The sequence below is a fragment of the Enterococcus sp. BSD2780061688st2 D3 genome, assembly GCF_005844145.1.
Lineage (GTDB): Bacteria > Bacillota > Bacilli > Lactobacillales > Enterococcaceae > Enterococcus_B > Enterococcus_B durans.
The window spans coordinates 85,596-102,101 of the sequence record NZ_SPHN01000007.1; the positions used below are offsets into that span (position 1 = coordinate 85,596).

Here is a 16,506-nt window from a genome sequence, read left to right on the forward strand (position 1 = left end):
ATGGAAAAACCAACACGTAATTGGGCTTCAAAGCGTGAAAAAAAAGCGCAACGATTAGCTAGCATCAGTCATTTACTAAAAGGTAAATATGTTGAAACTGATAAGATCGTTGAAGTACTAGAATCATTGATCACACCTGGTGATAAAGTTGTCTTAGAAGGAGACAACCAAAAACAAGCAAGTTTCCTATCAGAAAGTTTAGAAAAAGTAGATGCAGAAAAAGTGAATGACCTTCACTTGATCATGTCTAGTATTTCAAGACCGGAACATTTGAATGTTTTTGAAAAAGGAATCGCAAGTAAAATTGATTTTTCTTATGCAGGCGCACAAAGTCTACGCGTTGCACAAATGATCGAAGACGGCACGATGAAATTAGGAGATATCCATACGTACTTGGAACTTTATGGACGTTTGTTCATTGATTTGATTCCAAATGTCGTATTAGTTGCTGCCGACAAAGCAGATAAAGACGGTAATCTATATACAGGTTTCAATACAGAAGAAACACCAACAATCGTTGAAGCTGCGGCTTTTAAAGACGGAATCGTTATCGTTCAAGTAAATGAAGTCGTTGACGAATTACCACGCGTTGATATTCCTGGTGATTGGATCGATGTTGTTGTTAAAGCAGATCAACCTTATCAATTAGAAGCATTATTCACTCGTGACCCTCAAAACATCACTGAATTACAAATTTTGATGGCAATGATGGCAATCAAAGGTATCTATGCTGAACATGGCGTACAATCATTGAACCATGGGATTGGTTTCAATACAGCAGCAATTGAACTATTGTTGCCAACTTACGGCGAATCTCTTGGATTAAAAGGAAAAATTGCTAAAAACTGGGTATTGAATCCACATCCAACAATTATTCCAGCAATCGAATCTGGTTGGGTCGAAAGTATCCACAGTTTCGGTGGCGAAGTAGGGATGGAAAAATATATCGCTGCTCGTCCAGACGTGTTCTTCGTTGGTAAAGATGGCTCAATGCGTAGTAACCGTACGCTGTCTCAAGCAGCTGGTCAATACGCGATCGATATGTTCATTGGATCAACTCTTCAATTAGACTATGATGGAAATTCATCTACTGTTACGAAAGGTCGTTTATCTGGTTTCGGTGGTGCGCCAAACATGGGACATAACCCTGGCGGACGTCGTCACTCTACACCAGCATGGCAATCATTACGCGACAACAGCGATCCACTAGGCAAAGGTCAAAAATTGGTTGTTCAAATGGTTGAAACATTTGGCTCAAATAAAAAACCTGTCTTTGTAGAAGAATTAGATGCTTTAGCTGTTCAAAAACAAGCAGGATTAGCAAATGCACCAGTCATGATCTATAGCGAAGATACAACACATATCGTTACTGAAGAAGGTATTGCTTACCTTTATAAAGCAAAAACAAAAGAAGAACGTCAAGCAGCCATTGCAGCTGTCGGCGGCGTTACTCCATTAGGTATGACAAGCACAAAAGAATCATTGGATCAATTACGTGCAGCTGGAATCGTTAAATTACCAGAAGATCTAGGAATCAAACGTAGTGATGCAAAACGTTCATTGTTAGCTGCTCAAACAGTCGATGATTTGATCGAATGGTCAGATGGATTGTATGAACCTCCAATGAAATTCAGAACTTGGTCATAGAAAGTACGAGTCGTACTATTTTGGTGACAGTGTTTCAACAACTTTTTGACTTGTCTTATAGTTGAAAAAAATATGCTAGTGCATGTATAAAAGAGCATTGCTACGCATTTCGCTTCCGAAAGAAAGTGCAAAAAGAAATGTTTGATTTTTGTACTTTCTTCTATAGAAGCAATAGAAAGAATCAAATAAAATACGGATGAAAAGGGGAGAGATTCATGGAACAATTATCCTATACGTACCCAACGAATCAACCAATTAATAAAAAAATCCATGTAGGTGTAGTTGGATCAGGAGACTTAGAAATCTTGATGTTCCCAACAACAAAACAAGAATCAACAATCAAAATCTGTACAGGTAGTGACGGTTTTGGTGAAGTTTGGGCAAATGTCCTAACTCGATTTTTTGATCGTTATCCAATTTCAGCAGATATCGTCATCAATGACTTTGGCGCAACGCCAGGTGTTGTCTATTTACGATTGACGCAAGCAATGGAGGAACTGTCTGATGAAAAATAGTTTTGTAGAATTAAATGCTAGAGACCGTGTCAACGCATTGTTAGACAATGGTCATGAATTGATCGATCCTTTTGATCAATTGATCGCACCAAGTTTATTAGCACAAGGTATCGTCCCTGAAAGTGATGACGGAATCGTCGTAAGCCGAGGAACTATTGCTGGAAAACAAGCATTAGTCATTGCAATGGAAGGTAAATTCCAAGGTGGTGGTATCGGTGAAGTTTCTGGTGCGAAAATCGTTTCTGCATTGGAACATGCTTTAGAAGAAAACAAAAAAGGAAATGAAATCTTTCCAATCATCGTTTTAGATACCGGTGGTGTTCGTTTACAAGAAGCAAACTACGGTTTATTATCTATTTCTGAAATCGGAAATATGATTATTGCATTAAAAGAATATGTTCCAGTTATTGGACTTGTTCCTGGCCGCGTTGGTTCATTTGGTGGGATGTCAATCACTTCTGCACTAATGAGCTACTTGATTGCAACGAAAAAAGCAAGAGTTGGTTTGAATGGACCAGAAGTTATTGAACAAGAAGCTGGCGTACGTGAATTCGATTCAAGTGATAAAGATTTGATTTGGAACACATTAGGTTCACGCCAACGTGTTGAATCAAAAATCATCGATGAATTGGTTACAGATAGTGTTGAATCGATCAAAGAAGCAGTAGTAGCTGCAATCAATGAACGTAAAGATACACATCGCAGTGAAAGCTCAGAATTCTATCTTTCTTTATTGGATTCACTTGATCTTTCAAAACCAATGACTATCGCTGAATACAACGAAGCAATTGCGAAACATCAAGCAACACCAGTTGAATTACCAACTGTTTCAGAAGGCGACAAACCAGCAGCTACAAGTGTTGGTTACGAATGGTTTGAAGCATTGACTGATATGAAAAATCCTACTTCATCTGTTGGTACAGTTTACTATGGTGAATCAGATAAATTTGCAGAAGATGCAATTGTTACATCAATCGTTCCTGATCCAAAAAATCCAATGTACCGTGTCCGTAATGGTGAAGTTGGATTGGTTGAAGGCTTCCGCATGGGACAAATCTTGAACCATGTTTATGAAGAAGATAAAGATAAAGTCATCAAACGTCCAATCGTCATCGTTATTGATGTTCCTAGTCAAGCATATGGTTATAATGAAGAATTGATCGGAATCCATGTCGCTCTTGCAAACAGCGCTGCTGCATATGCAAAATTACGTCAAGCTGGTCATCCAGTTATCGGTTTGATTGCTGGTAACGCAATTTCTGGTGCATTCTTAGCACACGGATTACAATCAAGTCGCTTGATTGCTTTAAACAGTAAAGAAATCACTGTTCAAGCAATGTCTAAAGCAAGTGCTGCCCGTGTAACAAAACGGACGATTGCAGAAATCGAAGCTGCAGCAGATAAAGTTCCTGCTATTGCTTACGATATCAACAATTATACAAAATTAGGAGCGATCCATTGCTTCCTAGAAGATATCACTGATCAAAAAGCTTCAGAAAAAAATGTCAATGAAGTCATCAAAGCAATCAATGCTGCTATCAGTGACGTACGTGAAAAAAATGATACGATGCTAACAGCTCGTTATACAAATGAAACAGCTAAAAAAATGGGACGTGTTGAAACAAACAAAGTACGTGCCAAAATGGCTGAAGAATGGGATGCTTAAAAAATGATCAACGCACATGATATTGTTTGTTTTGATAAACAAGTAATTGAAAATAATGATTTGCCTGACTGGGTAACTCTTTCAGATCATGTTTTTGCGACAGTCCGCCGAGCAATGACCGACTATTCTGAAACCTTACCGATCGGCTTGCGTGGAACTGCCAGAAATCAGCGGTTTGCACTAGAAATACCTACTCGAATGGTTCAAAAAGTAATACATCCGTGGGAAATCACAGACCGTGAATCATTTCGTCAAACAGACATTGCCCAATTCCCTGTTTATCAGCAATTTCATGCTGCAAGAGAAATTTTATCAGGAACAAAGTGGGGAGTCGGAGGAAGTTTAGGTTTTGAACTGACAACGGATATACCGGCAGTAAAAGAAACAAGTGACTTTGATCTTTTACTTTATGTGGATACTCCAGCTGGATTGCCATTGAAGGCGATCCAGTCACACCCTGATTTTTTTGAGCAATTCGATACCCAAGTGATCACAACTCAAGGTGGTTTTTCCTTAAAAGAATATTTGAGAAATCCAGAGAAAAAAATTCTTTTGAAAACAACAGAAGGTCCAAAATTAACCAAAGAAATTTGGTAATAAATTTGAAGTGAGAGAAAGAGATGTTTGAAAATAAGAAAATCAAAATCAATGTAAGCGATTTCCAAAAAGTGTCTGCTGTAACTGCCGTAATGATGCAAACTATTTTATCATTTGCATTAGCGAATGCACACAATGAAACGACAGCTGCTTTTATTGGAACATTTTACGTGATGGTTAAATATACTGCTCCGATGTTTATTTTTGCAATTGTTTATAATATGGTAAAAACTAGTCAACATATATCTTACGGGGAATTTTTAAAAGAAAAATTCTTTGAATTATTTGTTCCGTACGTATTATGGGCAACTGCGTATCTATGGTTATTCCCAGCTGTACAACAACAAACACCTTATACAAATGTAGGTAGCTTCTTATTGAAATATGTGACTGGTGACGGAGCGCCACATTTATGGTATACCGTGATGATGTTACAGATCCAATTGTTTATGCCGTTTTTTGTTTGGTTAGGCTATAAATTCTTTGCGAATAAAAAGCATGTTTGGCCAACAATGATCGTTTCAACAGCCATCTACGTTGTTTGGTATTTATTCTATCAATCACAAGTATTGAATGGACCATACCATCAAAGTTTATACCTACTTGATCGATTTGTACTAAGTTTTATTATCTATGGTATCTATGGCGTAGCTGCTTTCATGTATCACAAGGAAGTATTCAATGTATTGAATCGAGTTCGTTACTTGTTCTTGCCTGTAGGCTTAGTCATTGCGCTATTTTCTGTTCGTTCATTATTAGAACATCCAGGAGATTTGAGTTTTGCTAACGCTCCTTACTTGAATACGATTCAAAGTTTGTATAGCTTAGTTATTATTTTTGCCGTCTTCATGGGCGCTTCAAAAATGATCATCAATGATTCACCTAAATTACCACTTTTCAAATGGTTATCTGTGTACGCATATCGTACGTATTTAGCGAATGTCTTTGTATTCCAAGTATTGTTACTATTCTTTAAAGATAGTTTCTTACGATTACCTTCTGGAATAATGATCCTTGTGGCATATTTAGCTACAGCTAGCTGTGCATTTGCTTTAAGTTGGATCTTACACCTTATCTGGTCTAACGTGAAGAAAGTATTTAGTAAGTAAAAAATGAAAGGAGTTTTTGTCATGAGAGAAAAACAAAGGGAAATGGTGGCAGCGCAGATTGCTTATTCTGTGGAGAAAGCATTGATAGCAGAAGTGGAATTGAGCCCCAAGCCTGGTTTAGTGGATGCCCACAGTACAGGTGCCCATCATGATATGGATCTGTCTTTGTTTCTTCGCTCAGCTAAGTCATTGACTCCTTTTTTTAAACAAATGGCTATTGTATCGTGGAACCATCCAATCGACCAAGAATTACGTGAAAAAATTGCAGAAATTGGTCGACAGGCGGAAAAAGCGATGCTTAAAGCAACCAATGGTGTGAATACACATAAAGGGGCTATTTGGGTCATGGGGCTCTTAAGCAGTGTCATTTCTCAGAAAATCAGTGGTAATGAATCTTTAGACTATCCCCAATTATTTGAAACTGTGGGAAAATTAGCTGCTTTTCCAGACTCTAAATTTCAAACGAAACAAAAAAGTCATGGACTTGTCGTTAAGAAAAAATATGGTGTCAATGGTGCATACGAAGAAGCTGTCTTAGGCTATCCTAATTTGGCACATGCATTGACCTCATATGAGTCTTTTTCGACAGATTCAAAAGAGCAAAAGCAGTTGCATATGTTATTAGTCTTGATGAGTACGATTGAAGATACCTGTGTGTTGCATCGTAGCGATGAAACGACATTGTTCAAGATGCAAAAACTGGCTTATGATGCTAGTAAACGTCTGCTACCGAATCCTAGTTTTTCTGAACTTCTTCGTTTTTGCCAAAAGAAACAAATTTCACCTGGGGGCAGTGCAGATCTGCTGGCAGCTGGTATATTTTTGGTAGAAGTGAAAAGTTGGGAAAAAAAAAGCCAAGGAAACGATCGTGTTCTCGTTCAACATTGGTAAAACATACAAGCATCCAGTTTGTTATAAAAATAACCCCAAAAAGTTAGGGGAATGAAGTGCGCCCCAAAAGTTAGACCAACAATGTAGCGCACCCATAAAACTGGATCATTGGGAGCTAAGCAGGATTGCTTAGCTTTTTTTTGGACTACTGTTCTAGCAACAGAGAACTTGGCTATCACTTCTGAAGTTAAAGTAGAAAAGTGAAAAGATGGTGGCTAATCTCTTGAAAAAGGGGTGATGCCTATGGTTCATCGCTTTATCCCTAGAAGGGAGTAAGCAAGTGTCAACTTTTGAAGCAATTCAACTGATGATCGCTTTTGCGACATTGGTTTTGCTGATTAGTGACCATAAGGACAAAAAATAACCATCTAAACACTTTGACAGGTCGTTAGATGGTTTGAAAAAAACAATTAATAACTGTCACCGTCTTTTTAACGGTTCTACATGGGGGCTATGTTCGCACATAGCTCCTTTTCTTTATATTAGCTTAGATTGTTGATTCTTACAAGTACAATGTACACATAGGATTCAAATTATTTTGGAAGTTTAGATTGTTGAACTAAATACATGGTAGGTGATCGGAAAAATGTAGTACCCCCAAAAAGTTAGACTTTCATTGAAGAGCGCCATAACCTGGCCTAATATCCAAGTTATGGGGTGCAACATCAACTAACTTTCGAGGTTATTTCTACGTAAATACAACTTAATTCTTTTTTTGTTCAATACGCATTGTCAGAGATAAGAAAGTCCTAAAACTACTCTTCGTAGAGTTTCAAAAAACGGCCATCCCAGATATCTTCATAAAAACGAATCAGCGTTTCTGCAGACATGACAGGAGTATCATACGTAGTAGAAGCAGATTTACGCATTTGTAGCTGATACCCTAATCCATGGGCAAATTTAACGGTGGTATCTACACAATATTGTGTTTGAGCACCACAGACTTCTAAAGAAGTGATAGTTAATTGCGTGAGCAGTTCCTGAAGATTTGTTTGATAGAAAGAGTTGGCATGGATCTTATTGACAAAATGAGTTCCTTTTTCAGTGTGGATCTCAGGAATGACCTCCCAAGCAAATGTTCCTTCCACCAATTCTTCATCGCAATGTTGAATGAAAATGATTGGTCGCCCGGAATAGTTGTGTATCAAAGAATTAACAGTTAGAACTAATTGTTCGAGATGATCGATTGATTGGTCTTTTTGGTGACAGACGCCATTTTGAAGATCGATGATCAGTAATGCATCAGCAAGCATGTGTACTTCCCCCTAAATTGTTGAACACTGTTGTTCTGTGAAGAGAATTGGATCACAGAACAATAAATTAGATACATTGTAATACATATTGACGTGCAAAGAAACAAAGGATATGATTTTTATACTATTTTAGTTAAAAGAGGATAATGATGAAAAAGATAATCGGTCTAGTTGTGAGTTTAGGATGTTTGTTCGCTTTATTTACTATGCCAACTGCTTGCTTTGCAGTTGCTGGTGGACATGGCGGTGGTAGTTTTGGTAGTAGCGGTGGCGGGTTTAATTCTGGAGGAGTTTCGACTGGTAACAGATCGAGTTCTCGTGGCTATATGAACACAGGAGGTAGGTATTACAGCGATTATGAAACAAGTAACTATCCTGTGGGTCGTGGAATGTGGATCGCACCGCTTGCAATCATCGGTTCTTATGGTTTCAGGCGCTATAAACGGAATAAAGTCGAACGCAAGCGTAAAGATGTTCTATTTGCTGCTATGCCAGGAACGAAACAACAAAAAAAAGAATTATGTGAAACAGTAGAAAATATCTTTCTGACCATTCAAAATGCTTGGGATCATGAAACTCTCGAGAAAGTGAGAAACTGCTATACACAACGACTATTTGAGGAACATCAACGGGTGCTGCAGGAAAATGAAGCGGATGGGGTCAAGAATCATACTAAAAAGGTAAGTATCCAATCCTTAGAAAATTATCGGAAAATCCATGAAGAAAGCTTCTCGATCCGAATCGATTTCAGTTGTTTCGATTACACGATCAATCGGCAAGATAGACGGGTTATTTCAGGCAGCCGTAGAAGACGACAGCAATTTTCTCAAATATGGTACTTTGACTATGATCAGGAAGAAAATCTCTGGAGAGCAGATTTTATTCAACCAATTTACACAGATTAAACGATCCATAGACAATAGCTTATAAATCATGTGGATAAGTGAAGTAATGGAAAAGTTAAAATTGTGCTACGTTCAAGTGGACGGATTTGTCAGTTGGTCCAAACATCCTTATACTTGAGAAAAGGATGTTGATAAAGGAGAAACGAGATGCAGACCAGATTTGATCAGTACAGAAGACTATTGACGATTGCAGAAGCAGGCTTACTTTACGGAAAAGACGTATTTGATAAAGAAAGATATGAAGAGCTGCGGACGATAGCTCTTGAATTATTGAGTGGAATCGGTACAGAAACTTCAGCTGAACTATTTCGTTTAACAGAGCAAAACGAAGGATATCCCACACCGAAAATCGATGTTCGAGCCTACATCAAGCAGGAGGATAAAGTTCTCTTGATTGAAGATAAGCGGACAAAGGAATGGGCACTGCCGGGGGGATTTGCAGAAGTTGGGCTTTCGCCTAAAGAAAATATCGAAAAAGAAGTTGAAGAAGAGACGGGGCTCATCGTGACAGCAGATAAACTACTTGCTTTATTCGATACGAATGTAAGAAAAGATGTTCCGCAACTTTTTCAATATTATAAGCTTGTTTTTTCATGTACTATCCTAGCCGGCTCATTTGTGGAAAATAGTGAAACATCAAATAGTGCTTTTTTTGCTTTAGATGAGTTGCCACCATTATCGATCAAGCGAACGACGAAGGAACAATTGGCAATTTTAGCCAACGGACCGTTACCTTATTTTGACTAAAAAAAGTATTGACAAGTAAAATAAGAGAGCGTATTATTATCGAAAATAAGTGTCTTACAAAAGAGAAGTAACAGGATCAATCTTTTCAGAGAGCTGATGGGGCTGCGAATCAGTAAGTGGATCATGTGAAATGGACTTTTGGACTGAAGTGTTGAATCAAGTAGGGACTTCCGGGTACTCCCGTTATAGAGAAAGACCGTTGTTAGACGGTCGATAGAGATATGTTTTTTTAGCATATGATTGAGGTGGCACCGTGGATTATCCGCCCTCAAGTTGGACTTTGTCTGACTTGGGGGCTTTTTTGTATTTTAGATAAAAAAATCAATGACAAGAGAAGTAGCTGAGAAAAGAAAAGTCACAGAAAATTTCCGATGATGAGAAGGAAGTATTTTTTGCTTAGTGAATGGACTTGTCCGAGCATCCTTGAACCAAAGTAGGGGATGACGGGAACTCCCGTTACAGAGAAAGACCATTGTTAGATGGTCGATCGAGACATGCTTTTTTAGCATATGATTGAGGTGGCACCGTGGTACATCCGCCCTCAAGTTGGACTTCGTCTGACTTGGGGGCTTTTTTGTTTACATAAAAGGAAGGAAGAGAAAAAAATGAGAAAAACGAAGAAAATCAATGGCGATTGTTTAACGCCAATCAATTTGTATTATCGCCTGCGAGATGAAAAAAGTTGTTTATTGGAAAGCATCCCCAGAGAAAAAGAAAATGGCAGATATTCAGTCATTGCATTTGAGCCAGCGCATCACGTCAAATATGCAGAAGGAGAGTTTTCGTTTGATGAAACAACATACCGCTGTAAGGACCCGCTGAAAGAACTTGAAAAATACGTGTTGGTTGAAGAAGAACTACATGAAGAGCTCCCATTTCAAGGTGGGGCGATTGGCTATGTAGGCTATGACATTGCGGCGTGTTACGAGGAGATCGGAACGATTCCAGAAGATGAATTGGGCTTACCAGACATGCAATTTTATCTCTACGAATCATTCGTGATCTATGATCATCAACAGCAAGAAATAACTGTCGTTGTGAGCAATAGCTACAGCCATGAAACGGAAGAAGTGTTAGCACAACGATTAGAAACTATCGAGCAAAAAATCAGAACAATGAATGAAGCAGAAGGAAGTGAACTACCTTCGTTGTCCTTACAATTCAAGAGTAATTTTTCACAAGAAAAATTTGAACAGATCGTTGCAGAAGCAAAACAAAAAATCAGAGAGGGTGATTTATTCCAAGTGGTTCCTTCACAACGATTAAGCGTAGATTTTACGATTGATCCTTTTGATTACTATCGTCAATTACGAGTGACCAGCCCTTCTTCTTATCTTTATTTTTTACCATTCCCTCAAGCAACGATTATTGGGAGTTCCCCTGAAAGTTTAGTTCGAGTCAAAGGGGAGATCGTGACAACGAACCCGATTGCCGGTACTCGAAAACGTGGGGCAAGTAAAGAGTTGGATGATCAGTTAGCAAAAGAACTGATAAGTGATCCGAAAGAAATTGCAGAACACCAGATGTTAGTCGATCTAGGGCGCAATGATCTGGGGAAAGTCGCACAACATGGTTCGGTAACTGTTCCTCTTTTCATGACAGTTGAACGTTACCGCTTTGTCATGCATATCGTTTCACTTGTGCAAGCCCGATTGAAAACTGGTTTTTCTGCGATGGATGCGTTGAAAGCAACTTTACCAGCAGGAACGGTCAGTGGGGCACCTAAGATTCGTGCAATGACACGCATTTACGAGTGGGAGCCAGTGAAACGCTCGATTTATGCCGGCGCAGTTGGCTACTTTTCGCAAGACAACCAAGCTGATTTTGCCATTGCTATTCGCACGATGGTAGTGAAAGGCAAAAAAGCGTACGTGCAAGCAGGTGCGGGAATTGTTTATGATTCTGATCCGACAAGCGAGTATTTTGAAACATTACAAAAAGCGAAAGGGCTATTGGAGGTAAGAAAATGATTTTATTAGTCGATAATTATGATTCTTTTACGTATAACTTGGTTCATTTACTTCCAGATACAGAGATCATCGTCTTACGAAATGACGACCAACGACTGTTGGAAGTCGCTCGCAAAGCTGATGGCATCATTCTTTCACCGGGGCCTGGAAAACCAGCAGAAGCAGGTGATCTAGAAAAATTGATCCGATTGTTCTATCAAACGAAACCAATTTTAGGAATATGTCTGGGGCATCAAGCCATTGGTGAAGTATTTGGTGCAAAGATCGTATCTGCACCCACAATCATGCATGGGAAGCAATCGGTGATCAACCACAAGAAAATCATGCGTTATCATTCATTGATTGTGTCAAAAGAACATTTTCCGGAAGAACTGTGTATCACCGCAGAAGTGGATGACTACATCATGGCAATGAAACATCGGGAATACCCGATATATGGACTGCAATTCCATCCAGAATCTATCGGTACTGAAAATGGGAAAGAATATTTAACAGAATTTTTACAGAAAGCAGGGATTACTGATGCAACAACTATTTGAACGTATCTATCAGCAAAAAGATTTATCACAAGCAGAAATGGAACAGTTAGCGACTGCGATGTTTGATCAAGAAGTGACCGCAAACCAGATCAGCGGTGTGTTGATCGGATTGAAGGTAAAAGGGGCAAGTACAGAAGAATTGACAGGCTTGGCTCATGTGATGCAAAAGCGGGCGATTCCAATGGAAAAAGCACCAACTGGGGTAATGGATAATTGTGGTACTGGTGGCGATCATTCACAAAGTTTCAATATCAGTACGACAGCGGCATTTGTTCTTGCAGGTGGGGGAATCCCTATGGCAAAACATGGCAATCGCAGTATCTCGAGCCGCTCTGGAAGTGCAGATGTGTTGGAAGCATTAGGCGTTACCATCACCAACAGCAAAGAACAAATCGATCATCTTTTAAAAAACGTTGGGATTGCTTTTCTCTTTGCCCCTGCAATGCATCCTGCAATGAGAGCAGTCATGAGTGTGCGTAAAGAATTAGCTACACCCACGATCTTTAACTTGATTGGTCCATTGATCAATCCTTATCCATTAGAGTATCAACTGATGGGGACCTATGCAGGAGATTCACTAGCATCAACTGCTGAAACATTAGGAAAGTTAGGGAGAAAACAAGCACTAGTTCTTCATGGCTATCAGGGAATGGACGAAGCTAATTTGGGAGGCAAGACCCATTGTGCTTTTTATCAGTCAGGAAAAGTCAGCGAGTTTTCATTTTCACCAGAAGAAGTGGGCTTGAAGTCACTGCCATTGACTGCCATTACCGGAGGAGATGTTCAAAAAAATAAAGAGATTCTATTATCGGTATTAAAAGGTGAGAAAACACCGTATTACGAAACGGTTCTCCTAAATGCGGGATTAGGTTTTCTAGCAGGTGCTAAAGTTCAGTCAATTAGAGAAGGCATCAAGGAAGCAGAACAAGTGATTCAATCAGGTGCAGCATTTGATACATTACAAAATTTATTAAAAGAACAGTAGGTGAGCGGATGGATTTTTTAGAGAAAATCTTAAAAGAAAAAGCAAATGAAGTGAACAACTTAACGCCGGTCGAAAAACGAGTAGAGAAGCAGCGGCCTTCCTTTTATCAAACGGTAAAAGGAAATCCTAAAAAAGTCCATATCATTGGCGAAATCAAACGAGCTTCTCCTTCTAAAGGCCTGATCAATGGAACGGTTGATATTTTGCAGCAGGCGAAAACATATGAAAAATCTGGTGTCAGTGCCATCTCTGTATTGACCGATCCTGTCTTTTTCAATGGAACGATCCATGATTTGACGGCAGTTGCTCAAGTAGTTGATGTACCGGTGTTATGTAAGGATTTCATTATTGATGAACAGCAGATCGTACGAGCAAAACAAGCAGGTGCAAGTCTGATTTTACTGATTGTTGCGGCTTTGCCAAAGGTAAGATTGAAGGAATTGCATGAGTATGCGACTGAGTTAGGCTTAGAAGTCTTAGTGGAAACCCACGACGCCCAGGAATTAGCAACTGCGAAAGAAATCGGCGCTACGATCATTGGGGTCAATAATCGCAACTTAAAGACCTTCCAAGTCAGCATACAGACCAGTATTGATTTGAGTCAGCCAGAAGGTCGATGTATTTATATCAGTGAGTCTGGCTTTAAAACAGCACAGGATGTTGAGAAAATCAGTCAAAATTATCAAGGAATCTTGGTAGGTGAAACGCTGATGAGAGCAGGAAACGTGGAAGAAAAAGTAAAGGAATTGCAGGTGTCGAGAAGATGACTGAGATCAAGATTTGTGGATTGACGACAAAAGCAGCGATCGATGCAGCAATTCAATCTGGGGCTTCTTATCTCGGATTTGTTTTCGCAGAGAGTCCAAGAAAAATCACCCCCGAAAACGTTCGTACACTTACACAAGATCTTCCTGAAAAAGTAAAAAAAGTCGGGGTATTTGTTTCACCTACAAAAGAATTCGTCGAAGAGATTGTTAAGATCGCTCAACTTGATTTCGTCCAGATCCATGGAGAAAAAAAGTTTCAGCAGTTGGATGTTCCGATTATTCGAGCAAAAAGTGTGATTAAAAATGTGTCATTGACAGTAGCGACTGGTGAAGATTTTCTTTTATTGGATGCCCCACCTACTAAATATATGGGCGGGAATGGTCAGCGTTTTGATTGGTCAGCTGTCGCAGTACAGCAGTTAGAAAAAGAAAAGTTGTGGTTAGCTGGCGGTTTGACAGCTGAAAATGTGGGAGAAGCCATTGTTTATTTCCAACCGAAAGTAGTGGATGTATCAAGTGGTGTCGAGACAGATGGGAAAAAGGATCTAGCAAAAATCAGCGCATTTTGTGAAGCGGTGAGAATTGCTGATAACAGCTGAAACGTAAAGGATCCGTTGAAAGCAACGCGATAAAAAGGCATGACACAGTCTATCAGTAAAAAAGGAGGAAACAACATGTACCAACAACCGAATGAACAAGGATTTTATGGGGAATTTGGTGGACAATTCGTCCCAGAAACCTTGATGTACGCAGTCAAAGAATTGACAGAAACTTATGAAGAAACAAAAACAGATGAGGAATTCCAGAAAGAATTTGCCTACTATTTAAAGCAATATGTAGGACGTGAGAATCCACTTTATTTTGCACAACGATTAACAGAACATCTTGGTGGTGCGAAGATCTATTTGAAACGGGAAGACTTGAATCATACAGGAGCCCATAAAATCAACAATGCATTAGGACAAGTACTGTTAGCTAAACGAATGGGTAAAAAGAAAGTTGTGGCAGAAACAGGAGCAGGGCAACATGGAGTCGCTACGGCTACTGCGGCTGCTTTGTTCGGGATGGAATGTACGATCTTTATGGGAGAAATAGATGTCAAACGCCAAGAGCTGAATGTCTTTCGGATGGAGTTATTAGGTGCGAAGGTAGTCAGTGTGACTTCTGGCAGCAAGACACTCAAAGATGCAGTCAACGAGGCATTACGCTATTGGGTCGAACATGTAGAAGATACACATTACGTCATGGGATCAGTCTTAGGCCCGCACCCGTTCCCTGAAATTGTGCGGGATTACCAAAGCGTGATTGGAACTGAAGCACGTCGCCAGATTCTAGAAGCAGAAGGCCGATTACCAGATGTGGCGATCGCATGTGTTGGTGGGGGAAGTAATTCAATGGGATTGTTTTATCCTTTCCTCAATGATCCAGTGCGATTGATTGGTGTTGAAGCTTCAGGGCATGGCTTGGATACCAATGAACATGCTGCATCGATCAATAAAGGAAGTGTTGGCGTGCTGCATGGAGCGAAGATGCACTTGCTTCAAGATGATGATGGACAAGTCATTGAAGCATTTTCTATTTCGGCAGGTCTGGATTACCCGGGGATCGGACCAGAACATTCCTATTTATATACTAGTGGCCGTGCAGAATATGCAGCAATCACCGATCGTGAAGCTGTCGAAGCATTCCATCTTTTGTCTGAAAAAGAGGGAATCATTCCAGCATTAGAAAGTTCCCATGCGTTAGCTCATGTCATGAAATTAGCACCAACTATGGCTAAAGATGAATTGATCGTCGTTTGCTTATCGGGTCGTGGGGACAAAGATGTGCAACAAATCAAAGAAATGGAGGAACAAGCATGAAACCTTTAACCCTTTATTTGGAAAATCAAACAACAAAACCTTTATTCATTCCTTACATCATGGCTGGTGCACAGGGCCTAGAACATTTACCAGAAGAAATCGAGATGTTAGCAAAAAGCGGAGCAACTGCAATTGAGTTAGGGATCCCTTTTTCCGATCCAGTAGCAGATGGTCCCATTATTCAAGAAGCTGGTTTGAATGCCTTCAAACATCAGGTGACACTAAAGAAAATCATTGCAGTATTACAAGATTATCGCTCACCAGTCCCATTGATTTTAATGGGATATAGTAATTCATTCTTTCATTACGGTGTGAAGCAACTTGTAGATGATTTAAAAGATTGTCATGTCCAAGGGGTCATTATCCCGGATCTCCCTTATGAGCACCGTGACTTGGTCTTGCCTGAGCTAGGCGACATTGCACTGATCCAATTGGTTTCTTTGACTAGTCCGAGTGAACGAATCGACACCTTAGTAAAAGAAGCAGAAGGCTTTATCTATGCGGTAACGATCAACGGAACAACTGGAGTCAATAAAACCTATCAGCAAAATCTGACAGAGCATCTAAAAGAAATCAAAGAAAAAAGTGCGATTCCTGTTTTAGCAGGTTTTGGCATTTCAAAAGCAGAACATGTCCGGCGATTTGCGCAGTGTTGCGATGGAGTAGTAGTAGGATCTAAGATTGTCCATTCCTTACAAGTAGATGGATTGACCAAAACACAAGAATTGATTGGGGAACTCTTGCGTTAAAAGAGTAATATTCACAATAGTTGGGGCTATTGAGGAAGCAACTCGGTAAATAATCAAAAAGACGTCCAGGCATAATGAAAGTGAAGGAAAGAGGTCGAGACAAAAGTGTTTCTTACTTTTGTTCCCGCCTCTTTTTTTGAAATTTCCGAAAGACCTGACTTTTGGATGCCGTTTACTCGAGAGTCTTTAGCAAACCTGATTTTTAGATTTGCCCCACATGCTCTTTTCACATAATCACGACTGAACTTTCTTTTTTGGTTAAAAATTGTTGCATTTGCAACTAAATAGTGTAAAATAAGACTAA

The 16,506-nt window shown here is 39.6% G+C and carries 17 protein-coding genes and 2 other annotated features; of the genes, 16 read left to right on the top strand and 1 reads right to left on the bottom strand.

The features are described 5' to 3' along the window. From mdcA to FGQ66_RS15810, 7 genes are all read left to right on the top strand, one after another. Complete coding sequence (mdcA, locus tag FGQ66_RS07395) at positions 1–1,647, top strand: malonate decarboxylase subunit alpha (protein WP_081134176.1); 1,647 nt, start codon at positions 1–3, stop codon at positions 1,645–1,647. A gap of 215 nt (positions 1,648–1,862) precedes the next feature. After that, entirely contained in the window at positions 1,863–2,162 is a 300-nt protein-coding gene (locus FGQ66_RS07400) for a malonate decarboxylase subunit delta (RefSeq protein WP_005880530.1), read from the top strand. Then, complete coding sequence (mdcD, locus tag FGQ66_RS07405) at positions 2,152–3,828, top strand: biotin-independent malonate decarboxylase subunit beta (protein ID WP_081134177.1); 1,677 nt, start codon at positions 2,152–2,154, stop codon at positions 3,826–3,828. The genes FGQ66_RS07400 and mdcD overlap by 11 nt, the downstream gene beginning before the upstream one ends. Before the next feature lie 3 nt (positions 3,829–3,831). After that, on the top strand, positions 3,832–4,425 hold the full coding sequence (locus FGQ66_RS07410) for a malonate decarboxylase holo-ACP synthase (protein ID WP_005880527.1): 594 nt from the start codon (positions 3,832–3,834) through the stop codon (positions 4,423–4,425). A gap of 23 nt (positions 4,426–4,448) precedes the next feature. Further along, positions 4,449–5,534, top strand: a complete 1,086-nt coding sequence (locus FGQ66_RS07415; protein ID WP_138302082.1) for an acyltransferase family protein — start codon at positions 4,449–4,451, stop codon at positions 5,532–5,534. Positions 5,535–5,555: 21 nt separating this feature from the next. Next, complete coding sequence (locus FGQ66_RS07420; RefSeq protein WP_138302083.1) at positions 5,556–6,425, top strand: triphosphoribosyl-dephospho-CoA synthase MdcB; 870 nt, start codon at positions 5,556–5,558, stop codon at positions 6,423–6,425. Between the two features lie 280 nt (positions 6,426–6,705). Beyond that, positions 6,706–6,789: a putative holin-like toxin gene (locus FGQ66_RS15810; protein ID WP_227259831.1), complete on the top strand. Its 84-nt coding sequence runs from the start codon at positions 6,706–6,708 to the stop codon at positions 6,787–6,789. Positions 6,790–7,180: 391 nt separating this feature from the next. On the opposite strand, the gene FGQ66_RS07425 is transcribed toward FGQ66_RS15810, so the two are convergent. Next, entirely contained in the window at positions 7,181–7,678 is a 498-nt protein-coding gene (locus FGQ66_RS07425; protein ID WP_138302084.1) for a cysteine hydrolase family protein, read from the bottom strand. 149 nt (positions 7,679–7,827) lie between these two features. On the opposite strand from FGQ66_RS07425, the gene FGQ66_RS07430 reads away from it, so the two are divergent. The 9 genes from FGQ66_RS07430 (at position 7,828) to trpA (ending at position 16,202) form a co-directional block, all read left to right on the top strand. After that, positions 7,828–8,583 (top strand): TIM44-like domain-containing protein, encoded by a 756-nt coding sequence (locus FGQ66_RS07430; RefSeq protein ID WP_138302085.1) that lies wholly within the window; start codon positions 7,828–7,830, stop codon positions 8,581–8,583. Positions 8,584–8,730: 147 nt separating this feature from the next. After that, positions 8,731–9,330 carry an NUDIX hydrolase gene (locus FGQ66_RS07435; RefSeq protein WP_081134183.1) on the top strand — a complete coding sequence of 200 codons (600 nt, stop codon included), beginning with the start codon at positions 8,731–8,733 and terminating at the stop codon, positions 9,328–9,330. A gap of 45 nt (positions 9,331–9,375) precedes the next feature. After that, positions 9,376–9,603, top strand: a binding site (T-box leader). A 42-nt stretch (positions 9,604–9,645) separates the two neighbouring features. Continuing rightward, positions 9,646–9,876: a binding site (T-box leader), on the top strand. A 59-nt stretch (positions 9,877–9,935) separates the two neighbouring features. Then, on the top strand, positions 9,936–11,300 hold the full coding sequence (gene trpE, locus FGQ66_RS07440; protein WP_138302086.1) for an anthranilate synthase component I: 1,365 nt from the start codon (positions 9,936–9,938) through the stop codon (positions 11,298–11,300). Then, the gene (locus tag FGQ66_RS07445; protein ID WP_138302087.1) at positions 11,297–11,839 is read left to right on the top strand and encodes an anthranilate synthase component II; all 543 of its coding nucleotides are present in this window, start codon (positions 11,297–11,299) and stop codon (positions 11,837–11,839) included. The genes trpE and FGQ66_RS07445 overlap by 4 nt, the downstream gene beginning before the upstream one ends. Next, complete coding sequence (trpD, locus tag FGQ66_RS07450; protein ID WP_115234786.1) at positions 11,823–12,824, top strand: anthranilate phosphoribosyltransferase; 1,002 nt, start codon at positions 11,823–11,825, stop codon at positions 12,822–12,824. The genes FGQ66_RS07445 and trpD overlap by 17 nt, the downstream gene beginning before the upstream one ends. Before the next feature lie 8 nt (positions 12,825–12,832). Then, a complete protein-coding gene (trpC, locus tag FGQ66_RS07455; RefSeq protein ID WP_138302088.1) occupies positions 12,833–13,591 on the top strand; it encodes an indole-3-glycerol phosphate synthase TrpC in 759 nt (252 codons plus the stop codon). After that, positions 13,588–14,190, top strand: coding sequence for a phosphoribosylanthranilate isomerase (locus FGQ66_RS07460; protein WP_138302089.1), 603 nt, complete (start codon positions 13,588–13,590; stop codon positions 14,188–14,190). The genes trpC and FGQ66_RS07460 overlap by 4 nt, the downstream gene beginning before the upstream one ends. Positions 14,191–14,265: 75 nt before the next feature. Next, on the top strand, positions 14,266–15,453 hold the full coding sequence (gene trpB, locus FGQ66_RS07465) for a tryptophan synthase subunit beta (RefSeq protein WP_081134189.1): 1,188 nt from the start codon (positions 14,266–14,268) through the stop codon (positions 15,451–15,453). Next, complete coding sequence (gene trpA / locus FGQ66_RS07470) at positions 15,450–16,202, top strand: tryptophan synthase subunit alpha (RefSeq protein ID WP_138302090.1); 753 nt, start codon at positions 15,450–15,452, stop codon at positions 16,200–16,202. The genes trpB and trpA overlap by 4 nt, the downstream gene beginning before the upstream one ends. The last annotated feature ends 304 nt before the right edge of the window (positions 16,203–16,506 follow it).